At 68.3% G+C, this 14,168-nt stretch carries 13 protein-coding genes; 10 read left to right on the top strand and 3 right to left on the bottom strand.

Annotated elements, in window-relative coordinates:
• The first annotated feature begins 41 nt into the window (after positions 1–41).
• The 6 genes from Q9R14_RS10365 (at position 42) to Q9R14_RS10340 (ending at position 7,115) form a co-directional block, all read left to right on the top strand.
• Positions 42–1,016, top strand: coding sequence for a polysaccharide deacetylase family protein (locus tag Q9R14_RS10365; RefSeq protein ID WP_306002321.1), 975 nt, complete (start codon positions 42–44; stop codon positions 1,014–1,016).
• A 41-nt stretch (positions 1,017–1,057) separates the two neighbouring features.
• The gene (pheS, locus tag Q9R14_RS10360) at positions 1,058–2,134 is read left to right on the top strand and encodes a phenylalanine--tRNA ligase subunit alpha (protein WP_295198250.1); all 1,077 of its coding nucleotides are present in this window, start codon (positions 1,058–1,060) and stop codon (positions 2,132–2,134) included.
• A 4-nt stretch (positions 2,135–2,138) separates the two neighbouring features.
• Positions 2,139–2,564 (top strand): pentapeptide repeat-containing protein, encoded by a 426-nt coding sequence (locus Q9R14_RS10355; RefSeq protein ID WP_306002320.1) that lies wholly within the window; start codon positions 2,139–2,141, stop codon positions 2,562–2,564.
• A 7-nt stretch (positions 2,565–2,571) separates the two neighbouring features.
• Entirely contained in the window at positions 2,572–4,995 is a 2,424-nt protein-coding gene (pheT, locus tag Q9R14_RS10350; protein WP_306002319.1) for a phenylalanine--tRNA ligase subunit beta, read from the top strand.
• Between the two features lie 43 nt (positions 4,996–5,038).
• Positions 5,039–6,379 (top strand): APC family permease, encoded by a 1,341-nt coding sequence (locus tag Q9R14_RS10345; protein WP_306002318.1) that lies wholly within the window; start codon positions 5,039–5,041, stop codon positions 6,377–6,379.
• Between the two features lie 124 nt (positions 6,380–6,503).
• Positions 6,504–7,115: a DUF1134 domain-containing protein gene (locus tag Q9R14_RS10340; RefSeq protein WP_017506335.1), complete on the top strand. Its 612-nt coding sequence runs from the start codon at positions 6,504–6,506 to the stop codon at positions 7,113–7,115.
• A gap of 129 nt (positions 7,116–7,244) precedes the next feature.
• Here Q9R14_RS10340 and Q9R14_RS10335 read toward each other — a convergent pair whose 3' ends face one another.
• Together Q9R14_RS10335 and Q9R14_RS10330 are read right to left on the bottom strand one after the other, a co-directional pair.
• Complete coding sequence (locus Q9R14_RS10335; RefSeq protein WP_306002317.1) at positions 7,245–8,138, bottom strand: SDR family NAD(P)-dependent oxidoreductase; 894 nt, start codon at positions 8,136–8,138, stop codon at positions 7,245–7,247.
• An 8-nt stretch (positions 8,139–8,146) separates the two neighbouring features.
• Positions 8,147–9,379 carry an NAD-dependent epimerase/dehydratase family protein gene (locus Q9R14_RS10330; protein ID WP_306002316.1) on the bottom strand — a complete coding sequence of 411 codons (1,233 nt, stop codon included), beginning with the start codon at positions 9,377–9,379 and terminating at the stop codon, positions 8,147–8,149.
• Positions 9,380–9,732: 353 nt separating this feature from the next.
• Between Q9R14_RS10330 and Q9R14_RS10325 the strand changes: the two genes are divergently transcribed.
• From Q9R14_RS10325 to Q9R14_RS10310, 4 genes are all read left to right on the top strand, one after another.
• Positions 9,733–10,770: a DUF4167 domain-containing protein gene (locus tag Q9R14_RS10325; protein ID WP_306002315.1), complete on the top strand. Its 1,038-nt coding sequence runs from the start codon at positions 9,733–9,735 to the stop codon at positions 10,768–10,770.
• An 83-nt stretch (positions 10,771–10,853) separates the two neighbouring features.
• Entirely contained in the window at positions 10,854–12,140 is a 1,287-nt protein-coding gene (locus Q9R14_RS10320) for a hybrid sensor histidine kinase/response regulator (protein ID WP_306002314.1), read from the top strand.
• Between the two features lie 39 nt (positions 12,141–12,179).
• A complete protein-coding gene (locus tag Q9R14_RS10315; RefSeq protein WP_306002313.1) occupies positions 12,180–12,854 on the top strand; it encodes a DUF4893 domain-containing protein in 675 nt (224 codons plus the stop codon).
• Positions 12,855–12,914: 60 nt separating this feature from the next.
• The gene (locus Q9R14_RS10310) at positions 12,915–13,658 is read left to right on the top strand and encodes a DUF4893 domain-containing protein (RefSeq protein ID WP_228763783.1); all 744 of its coding nucleotides are present in this window, start codon (positions 12,915–12,917) and stop codon (positions 13,656–13,658) included.
• Here the strand turns inward: Q9R14_RS10310 and Q9R14_RS10305 are convergent.
• A complete protein-coding gene (locus Q9R14_RS10305) occupies positions 13,655–14,119 on the bottom strand; it encodes a hypothetical protein (RefSeq protein ID WP_306002312.1) in 465 nt (154 codons plus the stop codon). The genes Q9R14_RS10310 and Q9R14_RS10305 overlap by 4 nt on opposite strands.
• Positions 14,120–14,168 lie beyond the last annotated feature (49 nt).

The raw sequence follows: 14,168 nt of genomic DNA, 5'->3' as shown, positions 1-14,168 counted from the left end.
GCGATATTCCCTCGCGCATGCGACTTCGATAGCCTCGCCGCATGATGCGCACCCTGATCTGCGGCCTGGTCGCCGCCCTCGCCCTGATCACTCCCGCCGCCGCGCAGGACCGACGCGTCGCCGTGACCTTCGACGACCTGCCGTTCCAGACGGATGCGGCGACCCTGTGCGATCCGGCGCGCCTGATGACGATCACCCAGGATTTCGTCGCCATGCTGAAGCCGCTGGACACGCACGGCACAGCCTTCGTCAATGCGGGCAAGGTGTGCGAGGCCGAGCGCGCCACGATCCTGCCGCGCGTGCTGAACGTCTGGCTGGACGCTGGTCTGGACCTGGGCAACCACACCAACACCCATCTGAACATCCACTCGACGACGGTTGAGGCCTATCTTGCCGACGTGGACGCCGGCGCGCCGATCGTTCGGCAGGCGCTTGAGGCGCGCGGCCAGACCCTGCGTTGGTTCCGCCACCCCTATCTGTTCACCGGAGAGACACAGGAAAAGCACGACGCCATCGCCGGCGGCCTGGCCCAGCGCGGCTATACGATCGCGCCTGTGACCCTCGACAACAACGACTGGATGTTCGCCGACGTCTATCGCAAGGCCGAGCAGATCGGTGATCAGGCGCTGATGCAGCGCATCGGTCAGGCCTATGTGGCGCATATGGCGACGGTGCTGGACTTCTTCGAACCCTACAGCGCCGATGTGGCGGGCGGGCGTGAACCGGCGCAGGTGCTGCTGCTGCACGCAAACAGCCTGAACCAGGCCTGGTATCCGCAGATCCACGCCCTGTATCTGGCGCGCGGCTATCGCTTCGTGCCGCTGGAAGAGGCGCTGGCCGATCCGATCTACGGCCATGCCGACACCTATGTCCGCGCCAACGGAATCTCGTGGCTGCATCGCTGGATGCAGACCGACGGCCGGCCCATACGCTGGGAGCCCGAACCGCCCGCCTGGATCGTTGCGGCCAACAAGGCGCCGGCGTCGGAACTTCAGGCCCTCGCATCGGCCCCTTGAAGGGTGACGAACGCGCGCGAGAACGCTAAGGCACGGGGCAAATGACCGATCTCGCCACACTCGAACTCGACCTGATCAACGCCATCGGCGGCGCGGAAACCGTCGCCGCCCTGGAAGAGGTGCGCGTCGCCGCCCTGGGCAAGTCCGGCTCCATCTCCGGCCTGTTGAAGGGCATGGGGGCGATGAGCCCCGACGAACGCCGTGAACAGGGGCCGATGATCAACGGCCTGCGCGACCGCGTCGCCGCCGCCATCGCCGCGAAGAAGACCGCGCTGGAAGCCGCTGAGCTGGACGCCCGGCTGCTGTCGGAACGCATCGACCTGACCCTGCCGGCGCGTCCGCGCAGGAAGGGCGGGGTCCACCCGACCATGCAGGTGATGGACGAGATGATCGCCCTGTTCGCCGAGATGGGCTTCGCCGTGGCCGAAGGTCCCGACATCGAGGACGACTTCCATAACTTCACCGCCCTGAACTTCCCGCCCAAACACCCGGCGCGGGAAATGCACGACACCTTCTTCCTGAAGCCGGACCCCGAGACGGGCGAGCGCAAGGTGCTGCGCACGCACACCAGCCCGGTGCAGGTCCGCACCATGATGAGCCAGAAGCCGCCGATCCGCATCGTCGCGCCGGGCCGCACCTTCCGCAAGGATTCCGACGCCACCCACACGCCGATGTTCCACCAGATCGAGGGTCTGGTGATCGACCGTGACATTCACATGGGCCACCTGAAGACCACGCTTCAGACCTTCATCGCCCGCTTCTTCGAACTGGATGCGGTGCAGGCGCGGTTCCGTCCGCACCACTTCCCTTTCACCGAGCCCTCGGCCGAAATGGACATCCGCTGCGACCGTTCGGGCGGCAAACTGGTCTTCAACACCGGCGACGACTGGCTGGAAATCCTGGGCTGCGGGATGGTGCATCCCAATGTGCTCAGGAACTGCGGCATCGACCCGGACGAATATCAGGGCTTCGCCTTCGGCATGGGGGTGGATCGGCTGGCCATGCTGAAATACGGCGTGCCCGACCTGCGCCCCATGTTCGACGCGGATACCCGCTGGCTGTCCCACTACGGCTTCTCGGCCTTCGCCGCCCCCAACCCGGCCTCGGGCCTGAGCTGAATACATGACCGATCACGTGCAATCCCCCTTCGCTGCCGTCGGGCCCGGTCCGGTGTATGACAAGGTCGACATTTGGTTGCCGCAGATCTATCTGGAGGCTGCGCGTGAGGGACGGTTCACGATCGAAAATCGTGCATTCACCGATTGCCTTTTCGAAGGGCCGGCGGTGGTTCTCCCGATCGAAGGATGCCATTTCGACGACTGCTTTTTCGGTGAGCATGGCGGCGACCCGAACGTGCTCATGCTGGCGCCTCTCGGTCGTTATCAGGTCGTGGGGGCCATTCCCTTCCGAAACTGTCGGTTCGAGCGCTGCCGCTTCCTGGGTGTCGGCTTCACGGGCACGCCTGATTTTCTCCAGCAGCTTATTGGAATGCTGGGGGGTGAGACGCTTGCACCATCTGGCGCCCTGACCGACAAGCCCAAGGCCTGAGACGACCATGAAGTTCACCCTGTCCTGGCTGAAGGACCACCTCGAAACCGAGGCGGACGTCCATCAGATCGCCGAGGCCATGACCATGGCCGGGCTGGAGGTCGAGGAAGTGCTCGACCCCGCCGCCAAACTGGCGCCCTTCACCGTGGCCAAGATCGTTTCGGCCGAGCGTCATCCCAACGCCGACCGGTTGCAGGTCTGCCAGGTCGAGACGGTCGATGGGATGAAGGAGATCGTCTGCGGCGCTCCGAACGCGCGGGCGGGCCTGACCACCATCTACGCGCCCATCGGCGCCTATGTGCCGGGCCTGGGCGTGACCCTGGTCGAGAAGCCGGTGCGCGGCGTGGTGTCGAACGGCATGCTGTGCTCGGCCTCCGAGCTTGAGCTCTCTGACGAGAGCGACGGCATTCAGGAACTGCCGCCGGAAATCCCCGTCGGCACGCCGGTCGCCGGCCTGTTCGGCGCCGAGCCGGTCATCGATTTCGAGGTCACGCCGAACCGGCCTGACTGGCTGGGCGTCGCCGGCATCGCGCGCGATCTGGCCGCCGCCAGCGTCGGCAAGCTGAAGCATTTCGACATCGCCGTGGTGCGCGGGGCCTTCCCGTCGCCGATCAGCGTGCGGCTGGAGGCTCCCGAGATGTGCCCGGTCTTCGCCGGTCGCGTCATTCGCGGCGTAAAGAACGGCCCGTCGCCGGCCTGGCTGCAGAAGCGTCTGACGGCCATCGGCCTGCGCTCGATCAACCGTCTGGTCGATGTGACCAATCTGATCGCCTATGACCGAGCTCGCCCGTTGCACGTCTATGACGTCGCCAAGCTGTCGGGGACCGAGATCGTGGTGCGGGCGGGCCAGGTTTCGACCGCGACCGGCGAGCACGAACATCTGATCGCCCTGGACGGCAAGACCTACGCCGCATCCGCAGCCGACTGCGTCATCGCCGACGGCGGGGGCGAGCGCCCTATCGGCCTGGGCGGCGTCATGGGCGGGGAATCGACCGGCTGCGACGAGACCACCACGGACGTCTTCCTGGAAAGCGCCTGGTTCGACCCGCTGGTCATCGCCCAGACCGGCCGTGCGCTGGGCATCCATTCCGACGCCCAGTACCGGTTCGCGCGCGGCGTCGATCCGGTCTCGGTCACGCCGGGGCTGGAACTGGCGACGCGCCTGATCCTGGACCTGTGCGGCGGCGAGCCGTCGGAAATCGTCTTCGTCGGCGAACCGCCGGCGAGCCCGGCGCCCTTCGCCTTCGACCCCGCCTATGTGAAGCGCCTCAGCGGCATGGACCTGGCCGATGACCGGATCGGGACCATCCTGGGCCAGCTCGGTTTCCTGGTTCAGGCCGCGTCGGCCGGTCAGTCCGAGCCCTGGCTCGTCACTCCGCCGTCGTGGCGTCGCGACGTCCAAGGTCCGGCCGATCTGGTGGAAGAGGTTGCGCGCATCGAGGGCTTCGACAGCCTGCCCGATACGCCTCTGCCCGAGGTCGCCCGCCCCGCCGGCGGCGTGCTGAGCCAGCGCCAGGCCCGCGTCCGCACCGCGCGTCGCGCCCTGGCGGCCCTCGGTTACGCCGAGGCCGTCACCTGGTCCTTCACCAAGCAGTCGACCGCAGCACTGTTCGGCGGCGGGGATGATCGGCTGATGCTGGAGAACCCGATCGCGGCCGATCTGGACTGCATGCGGCCCTCGGCCCTGCCGAACCTAATCCAGGCGGCGGCGAGGAACGCCGCGCGCGGTTTCGCCGACGCCGCCCTGTTCGAGATCGGCCCCATCTATCTGGGCGACGGTCCGGCGGATCAGCGCACGGTCATCGCCGGTCTGGTCGCCCCGCACGCCGCCCGTCACTGGGCCGGCGCCGGTGAGGACGCTCTGTTCGCGCTCAAGGGCGACCTGACCACCCTGCTGGAGGAGATCGGCGCCCCGGTCGCCTCGCTGCAACTGGTCCAAGGCCAGAACCGCGACTGGTGGCACCCCGGCCGTTCAGCCCGTCTGCAACTGGGGCCCAAGAATGTGATGGTCGAGTTCGGCGAACTGCATCCGCGCGTGTTGAAGGCGCTGGACGCCGACGGCCCCATGCTGGGCTTCGAAATCGTGCTGGACAACGTGCCGGAGCCACGCGGAAAATCGGACAAGGCGCGGGGAACCGCCGATCTGTCGGCACTCATGCCCCTGACGCGCGACTTCGCCTTCGTGGTCGAGGACGCCAAACCGGTCGGCGATCTGGTCCGGGCCGCGACGGGCGCCGACAAGGCCCTGATCGCCGACGTGCGCGTCTTCGACGTCTATCGCGGCAAGGGCGTGGACGACGGCTTCAAGTCCGTCGCCCTGGAGGTCATGATCCAACCGCGCGAAGCCACCCTGACCGAAGCCGAGATCGAGGCCCTGACCGCCAAGGTCGTCGGAGCGGTCGAAAAGCAGGGCGGCAGGCTGCGGGCTTGAGGGGGCGCAGCGCCGTCTTTCGGGCGGCGCGGGGACATAGGCGATGACGACGGAACCTCAGGCGGCCCAACCGGATCGCGGCCATCTGCTGCGCGTCCTGGGCGTGACGTTCGGCGTCGCCGTCGTGGTCGGCGGCGTCATCGGTCAGGGAATATTGCGCACCCCCGGCGTGGTCGCCGAGGGGGTTCAGAACCCCACGATCATAATCGGCCTGTGGTGCGTCGCCGGTCTGGTCGCCTGGATCGACGCCATGTCGACGGTCGAACTGGCCGCCTCGATCCGCAAGACGGGCGGCCCCTATATCTTCGCCCGGCGCGCCTTCGGGTCGTTGACCGGCCTCGCCGTCGGCGTCTGCGACTGGCTGGGCAATATGGGCGGCATCGCCTTCATCGCCGTGGTCTTTGGCGAATATCTGCACCGACTGGGCGTTGCGAGCAGCGTGCCGATCGGCGTCCTCGCCCTGTTGATCGTGGTCGTGGTGGGCAGCGTGCAATGGCTGGGCACCAAGGTCGGTGGTCGGTCGCAGGAGATCGGCAGCGCGGTCAAGGCGGCCCTGTTCACCGTGCTGATCATCGGCCTGTTCCTGGCGCCGCGTGGCGCGCCCGTCGCGACCGAGATCGCGCCGGCTACGGCGGCGGCCTTGACCTTCGGCGGCATCGTCATGGCCCTGCGCGCCATTTCCGGCACCTACTACGGCTGGAACAGCGCCTCCTATTTCTGCGAGGAGGTGGTGGATCCGGGCCGGACGATCGCGCGGGCGACCTTCTCAGGCATCGCCGTGGTGACGGTGATCTATGTGCTGGCCAACCTGACCTATCTGAACGTCCTGACGCCGGCCGAGATGGCCGGGTCGAACCTCGTCGCGGCGGATGCGGCCGGTCGGGTGTTCGGCGATGTCGCCGGCCCCATCGTCACGGCCATTTCGCTGGTGTCGCTGGTGACGATCATCAATGCGATGGTCATGGTGTTCCCGCGCGTCCTGTTCGCCATGGCGCGCGAGTATCAGATTTCGGCCCTGACCCGGGTCGCCGCCAACGGCACGCCGCGTCTGGCCCTGATCGCGACGGTGCTGGCGGGCGGGCTGCTGGCCACCATCGGGGTCTATGAGACCCTGCTGACCTTCTCGACCTCGCTGCTGGCGCTGATGAGCGTCCTGGTGAATGCGGCCGTCATCGTCATGCGGGTGCGCGAGCCAAATCTGGAACGGCCGTGGAAGATGCCGCTCTATCCCCTGCCGGCGATCATCGCCTTGGCGATCAATACGACCCTGTTCGTGATCTTCGTGGTGGAGGATCCTTTGACGGCTGGAAAGGCCTTGGGAATGCTGGCGGTCCTGATCGGGCTGGCTTGGCTGCTGGTCCGGCGAAAGCGCGCTGCGGCCTGATCGGCGCGCCCGGTAAGACCCCGTTAACCTTGAAGCCGCAAGGCTGCCGCAAAGGTCGGGGACGGTGAGGCCAAGACCGGCGCGCCAGCCGGCCGTCCTCTCGTCGCCTTTCGGAGCGCCCTCCATGCATCGCCGCCAACTGATCCTTTCGGGCCTCGCCACCGCCGCCGGCGCCTCGTCGCTGGGCGCCTGCGCCTCGGCGCCGCCGCGCGATCCCAACTATCCAATCCGCTCGGACCAGACGGCCCAGGCCTACAGCTTCGATGAACTGGTCTCGGCCGGCTCGCGCGAGCTGGGCATCGCGGCTGAGGTCGTGGGCGGCGCGATCGAGCGCGTCTTCGCCGACCAGGGCGACCGCCCGACCGCCTATATCGCGGGCGAGGAAGGCTCCGGCGCCGTCGTTGTCGGCGCCCGCTACGGCCGCGGCGCCCTGCACATGAAGGACTTGTCGGCCTCTCAGGAAGTGTTCTGGCAGGGCGCGTCGGTGGGTTGGGACTGGGGCGGCAACGCCAGCCGCGTCTTCACCCTGGTCTATGGCCTGTACCACCCCGACATGATCTATCGCCGCTATCCCGGCATCGAGGGCTCGGCCTATCTGGTCGCGGGCCTGGGCGTGAACTATCAGCGCGCAGACGGCATCGTCCTGGCCCCGATCCGCACCGGCGTCGGCCTGCGCCTGGGCGCCAACGTCGGCACCATGAGCTATAGCCGCCAGCGCAATCTGCTGCCGTTCTAAGGGCGCCAACCATCCGTCATCCTCGGGCTTGACTCGAGGACCGGATGATCCGCTGCTCGTGCGAACGGGCGACGCATGGTCCGAACAACGCCCGATCCTCGGGTCAAGCCCGAGGATGACGGGGTGTAATCAGCTCACCAATCGGAGCGGCGGCGGTGCGTCCATCAGCGTCGCCAGCCCTTCGCGCCAGCTGGGATAGGCGGGCCGCCAGCCCAGCTCGGCCTTGGCGAGGGCGTTCGAGACGCGCTTGGAATCCAGATAGAAGCGACGCATCGCCTCGCTGACGCTGTCGTCGGTCCAGTCCACCTGGGGCGGGCGGGGCAGCCCCATCCGATCCGCCGCCCATTCCATCACCACATCGGCGGGCGACGGTTCGTCGTCAGTCAGATTGTAGGCGGCGCCCGGTCGCGGCTGCGCCATCGACGCGAACAGGCCCGAGACGATGTCATCTACATGGATGCGGTTGAAGACCTGGCCGGGCTTTCTGACCAGCTTCGCCGTGCCTTCCTTCAGCCGCTCGACCACGCTGCGCCCCGGCCCGTAGAAACCGGGCAGGCGGAAGATCTGGACGGTCAGCCCCATCCCCTGCGCCCCATCCAGCCAATCGCGTTCGGCCCGGACGCGGCGTGCGCCCTCCAGATTGGCGGCGTTAAGCGGCCCGTCCTCGAACACCCATCCGCCGGCCCGGTCGCCATAGACGGAGGTGGACGAGACATAACCGATCCAGTCGGGCCAGGCGTCGCCCGCCAATGGCCCCAGGGCCCGCAGACCGGGACAGCCCTGGGCGTCCGGCGCGGCGGTGATCAGCACGGCCGTCGCCGCCTCCACCGACGTCTTCAAGGCAGCCGCATCGCTGGGATCGATGGCCATGATCCCGTCGGCCGCCAGGGCGCGACGCCGGTCGGGATCGCGAGAGGTGGCAGTCGCGCGTCCGCCGCGCCGTATGGCCTCCAGCGCCGCCGCCCGTCCCAGATAGCCGCCGCCGAAGACCAGCAGATCGAGGGGAGGGGAGGCGATAGGCATTACAAAACTCAGGCCGTCAGAACTTGGGAAGGCGGCGCGTCGGCTGCCGGTCGCGCCTCATTTTCCAGCGCCGCCGCCCGGCGTTGGTTCCAGGCGGAGACGCACGGCACCCGACCCAGATCGGCCCGGTCGGCATAGCGGCGGGCGATGTCCGTAACCTCGTCCATCAGACCCTGCGCCAGGGTGATCGGCTTCAACCCTAGATCCCGGAACTGGTCGTTGGCGACGACCAGATCGTTCTCGTCGGCCTCCTGACGCGGATTGGCGACATTGTGGATTTCGGCGCCGGTCTTGTCGGCGATCATGGCCGCCAGATCGCGCACGCGGCGGCTCTCGGTCATCTGGTTCAGGATCTTGACCCGCTCGCCGCGTTTGGGCGGGTTTTTCAGCGCCAGTTCGACGCAGCGCACCGTGTCCTGAATATGGATGAAGGCCCGCGTCTGGCCCCCCGATCCATGCACCGTCAGCGGATAACCGACCGCCGCCTGCATCAAAAAGCGGTTCAGCACCGTGCCGTAATCGCCGTCATAATCGAAGCGGTTGATCAGTCGTTCGTCCTGTTTGGTCTGTTCGGTCTGGGTGCCCCAGACGATGCCCTGGTGCAGGTCGGTGATGCGCAGATTGTCATTGCGGGCATAGAACTGGAACAGCAGGGCGTCCTGCGTCTTGGTCATGTGATAGATGCTGCCCGGATTGGGCGGGAACAGGATTTCCTGCTCGGCGGGGCCGTTGTCGGTATCCACCGTCACCTTCAGATAGCCCTCGGGAATGCGCAGGCCCGCGGTGCCGTAGCCATAAACCCCCATCGTCCCCAGGTGAGCCAGGTGGACGTCCAGGCCGCTTTCGACGATGGCGGCCAGCAGGTGGTTGGTGGCGTTGATGTTGTTGTCGACGGTGTACAGCTTGTGCCGCGCCGACTTCATCGAATAGGGGGCGGCCCGCTGCTCGGCGAAATGCACCACGCTGTCGGGGGCGAAGTCGCGGATCAGGGCGACCAGACGGTCGAATTCCTTGCCTACCGTCATGTTGACGAAGCCGATGTCGCGGCCGGACACGTCTTTCCACGCCTTGATCCGCTCGCCCATGGTGCGGATCGGCGTCAGGGACTGGACCTCCAGCTCGTTGTCGATGTTCCGGCGGCTCAGGTTGTCGACGATGGTCACGTCCCACCCTTCGGCCGACAGATGCAGGGCCGTGGGCCAGCCGCAAAAACCGTCGCCGCCCAGAACCAGCACGCGCATGGGATAGCCTCGTCGTCGTCTCAAAGGTCATGCCTAGCCCAGCCGGCGGGCTTGGCAAAGCGGCGCTGTGCAGGGTTCGGTGCGACGCATTGACGAATATCGCTTGGAAAGGCCGCCCACTCGGGTTAAGTCTCTGCCGTCTCCCACTCAATCGCAGCTTTACGGGCGCATACCCGGCTGTTCGCGGCTTGAGCCGGCCATGACGGTCGGTCCCGAAAGGACCGGCGCACCATGCGGGCGACAAGGCATTCCGACAGTTCGACAATCGGGGATCGGCCCCGAGCGAGACGGAACCACGAAACGGACGGAACCGGCCTCCAGGCTTTGGTCCGCCCCTGCACACGGTAGCGCGAATGAGAGATTTCAAGGGCATGAAGCGTCAGCGCGGACGCAATCGGAACAAGGCGGGCGCCAATAACGCCAACAACGCCAATCCGAATCGTTCGTGGGATTCGCAGGGCCCCGAGAACATCAAGGTCCGGGGCAACGCCCAGACGGTGTACGAGCGCTATCAACAGCTGGCCCGCGACGCGGCCTCCAGCGGCGATCGGGTGCTGGCCGAAAACTATCAGCAGCACGCCGAACACTATTACCGCGTCCTGCGCGCGCTACAGCCGCAGCGCTCCTTCTCGGACATCGCCGCGCGCGAACAGTCCAACCAGGGCTTCGACATCGATTTCGAGGACGAATCCGGCGCCCAGGCCGCCGCCTTCGTCGCCGCCCAGCAGGCCGCCGACCGTCAGGCCGCGGAGGCCGCCGAGCGCGCCGAGCAGAACCAGAACCGCGATCAGAACCGCGACCGCGACTACAATCGTGACCGTGACCGTGACCGGGACCGGGACCGTGACAACCGCGACCGCGACCGCGATCAAAACCGTGACCGTGACCGTGACCAGAACCGCGACGGCCAGCAGCCGCGCGAACCCCGCGAGCCGCGCGAGGGCGACGAGGTCCGCGCCGAGGGCGAGGGCGGCGGTCGTCGCGAAAGCCGCCGCGAACGCTGGGAGCGTCGCCGCGAGGAACGCAATCGCCGCTTCGACAATCAGGACGGCGCCCAAGACGGCGCTGAGGGCGCCGCCCCTGCCTACGCCGAGGCCGACCGCGCCGAAGCCGTCAGCGAAGCGCCCGTCGTCGAGACGCCGGTCAATGCGCCTGTCACTGACGCCCCGAGCGTCGAGGCGCCCGCTGCCGATGAGCGTCCCGCACGCCGACCGCGCCGCACCGCCGCCGCTGTTGCGGCGGACGAGGGCGACGCCCCGACCGCCCTGCCGGGCTTTTTGACCCGCGCGCCGGTGTCGTCGGCCCCGGCGGAGCAAGCCGAAGGCGAGGCGGCCCCGCGTCGCCGTGCGCCGCGTCGCAAGCCCGAAGCCGCCGCAGCCAGCGAAGACTGATAACAACCCAAGCGGGCACGTTTACCTGAATGCAACTCTGACGCGTCAATATGGCGCGTCGGAGGGGCGTCATGGATTTTGTCTTGCTTGTCTTGTCCCTGGCGCTGGCGGGAACCTGCGCGGGGATCTGGCTCTGGCTTCAGGCGCACGGGGTCGCCGAGGGCTTGCGTCGTGAGAACGCCCGGCTCGAAGCCCGCATCGCCCAGCAGACCCAAGGCCTGCGCCGCGCCCTGACGACGGCCGACGGCGAGGTCGACCGCCTGACCGCCGAGCTTCGGACGCGGGACGAGATCATGCAGGCCCTCGGGCGCGAACTGCGTAGTCCCCTGACCACGATCATGGGCTTCACCCAGTTGCTGCGCGCCGACGACCCGGCCAATCCCCTGACCGCGCGCCAGGCACAGTCCGTACGTCAGATCGAGGCCGCGGCCGGTGTCTTGCTGGCCCTGATTGAGGAAACCGAAGCCTTCATGACCGGCGGTGACGGCGGCGGTTCGCCTTCGCTGCACCGCGTCGATCTGCGTCTGGCGCTGCGCCAGGTCTGCGATGGGCTGGAGGCGCAGGCGCGGGAGGCGGGGGTGACGCTGGCCTGTCCGCCGCCCGCCCACGGCCTGTCCGTCATGGCCGATCCGGGCCAGATCCGCCGCATCCTGCGCCGCTTGGTCGAGAACGCCCTGCGCCATTCGCCCGGCGGAGGCACGGTGCGCATGGAGATGTCGCGCGCCGAGGGCCGGATCATCATCGCCATCCATGACGCCGGCATGATCCCCGTCGGTGCGGGCGACGACCGACCTTTCCGCCCGTTGGATGGTCGCGACGCCAGAGGCGGCACCGCCCTCGGCGTCGCCTCGGTCCAGCGGCTGACCGAGCGGATGGGCGGCGCCCTGACCATGGCGCGCGACCCCGGTGCGGGCACGATCTTTTCGCTGAGTTTGCCGGCAGCCCACGCGCCGGGTCTGGCGTCATCGCGTCAGGCGGTGGTGCTCTATATCGAGGACAATCCCGCCAACATCGCCCTGATGCGCCAGGCGGCGAGCGGGCTGGGCCTGACCCTGCACGCCGCGACGACGGGACCGGAGGGGCTGGATCTGGCGCGTGCGCTCAGACCCGACGTCATCCTGCTCGACATCGGCCTGCCGGACATGGACGGCTATGAGGTCAAGGCGCGACTGGACGTCGATCCCCTGACGCGTCACGTGCCGGTCCTGGCGCTGACGGCGGCCGTATCGGCGCCGGACCGGGCGCGCGGCCGCGCCGCCGGCTTCGACGCCTGGCTGGCCAAGCCGCTGGATCTGGCGGCCCTGGCGGCGGCGCTGAATACGGCGCTGGGCGGCCCGGAGGTTGACGCCGACGGTCGCGAGAGGGCCTAAGAGGCTTAAGTTCGCCTGGTCGCCCCAAGGGAAGCGTCGATGTCCCGTTTCGTACCGTTCCGCTCGCTCGCGCGTCGCCTGGCGCCGCTGGCCGTCCTGTGCGCCGTCGCCGCTTGCGCTTCGACCCCGCCGCCGCCACCCCCGCCGCCGTCCGGCGCATCGGGCGCGCTGATGGACTGGCGCGGCGTCATCACCTCCGGCGACCGGGACCGTTACCGCCGCGTCGACGCCGCCTGGACCCTGGCCTTGCAACAGGCCAAGCGTCAGCGCGGCTCCGGCGACCTGAACAGCCTGGGCGATCTGATCGACCCCAAGGCCGACCGGCCCGGCGTCGCGCCCCTGCCCGGCGACTATCGCTGCCGCACCGTCAAACTGGGCACCCAGGGCGGTGAGGACGGGCTCGGTTACGTCGTCTATGGCTGGTTCGCCTGCCGCATCGAACAGACGCCGAAAGGCCTGAAGTTCTCCAAGCTAACGGGCTCGCAGCGCCCCTCCGGCCTGCTCTTCCCCGAAGACGACCGCCATATGGTGATGCTCGGCTCGCTGGCCCTGGCGCAGGAGCCCGCCGCCAACACCTATGGCCGCAACCCCGACCGCGATCTGGTCGCCATCCTGCAACGCATCGGCGAGGCGCGCTGGCGGCTGGTCCTGCCGTGGCCCAACACCGAATCCAATCTGGACCTGATCGAGCTGGTCCCGGCGCCGCGCAGCTAAGGTTCGGCTGAACCTCGGGCGCCCTGTCACGTTCGGTCAGGGCAACCGATGGAGACGCTGATGCGCCGCACCCCTCTGGCCGTTCTGGCCCTGATGACCACGACAGCCCTGGCGGCCTGTGGCGACAACAGTCCCGCCGCCCCGACCGAGGCCTCGCCCGCCGTCACGACGCCCGCGCCAGGCGTGCCGGCCCAGGCCGCATCTGAGGCTACAGCGACGCCGCAGTCTGCAGCCGCGCCCGACGAGGGGATGCAGGGCGGAACCGACTCCTGGCGTCAGATCGCCAAGGCCGCCGACGCCAGCCTGCTTGGCCGGCTGGATCAGGCCTGGCGCATGGCCCGCGCCGAGGCGGAGGACGGCGGCTTCTCGCGTCAGGTGGAGGCTCTGGGGCCGCTCGCCGACCCGAACGCCGCCCAGACGGGCCGCATCCAGCCGGGACCCGGAACCTATCGCTGCCGCACCATCAAGATGGGCCGCCGCGTCGAGGGCCAGGGATTGGCCTATGTCGAATATCCCTGGTTCGCCTGTTCGGTCGAGCTGACGCCCGGCGGCGATCTGGTCCTGACCAAGACGACGGGATCGCAGCGCACGCGCGGCCTGATCTATCCCGACACCGACCGCCGCGCCGTCTATGTCGGCGCCCAGGCCTGGGGCGCCGACGAGAAGACCTTCCCCGCCTATGGCGACAAGGCCGAACGCGATCAGGTCGGCGTCATCGAGCGCATCGGCCAGAACCGCTGGCGCCTGGTCCTGCCGTGGCCCAAGCAGGAAGCCAAGCTTGAGCTACTCGAGATCACCGGCTAGCGCGCGCCGGTCGAGCGGGCGATCGCGGCGCGCATGCCCTCGGCGTGAAGCGCGCCTGACGGGGCGATCTTGGTGTTCGGCGTTTCGCTGGGTCCCAGATCGGCGGTGCGATCCTCCGGCCCGGTCCAGCTCGGGCTTTCGGCCTTGCGACGGACGGCATCGCGCAGATTATCGGTCGCCGTCGTAGCCTTCCGACCCGATTTGCGACCGTCCATCTCATCGGCGACGCGAGCGATGGCGTCCGTCAGCAGCGCTTTTTTCTCGCGCGCGCCCGCATCCGGGCCGCTCTCTCCCGCACGAACGCGTCCTCGGATCTGACGCTGCACCCGGTCGCGCCGCGCGCGCAGCCGCCCGGTCAGGTCGCGCAGTTCCGCCGGCGAGCGCTCGGCCAACGCCTTCGTCTGTTCGACCATATCCGCCTCGTCGCGATCCAGCGCGCGCGGGTTTGGGGTCTTGGTCATGACGGTCTCCCTTTCGATTGATGGGAAGACAGCGTCAGGACGCCCGGGC

This window comes from Brevundimonas sp. C43, assembly GCF_030732185.1.
Classification (GTDB): Bacteria; Pseudomonadota; Alphaproteobacteria; order Caulobacterales; family Caulobacteraceae; genus Brevundimonas; species Brevundimonas diminuta_C.
Note: the sequence above shows the minus strand (reverse complement) of the source record. Positions and strands in the feature narration are given on the sequence as shown.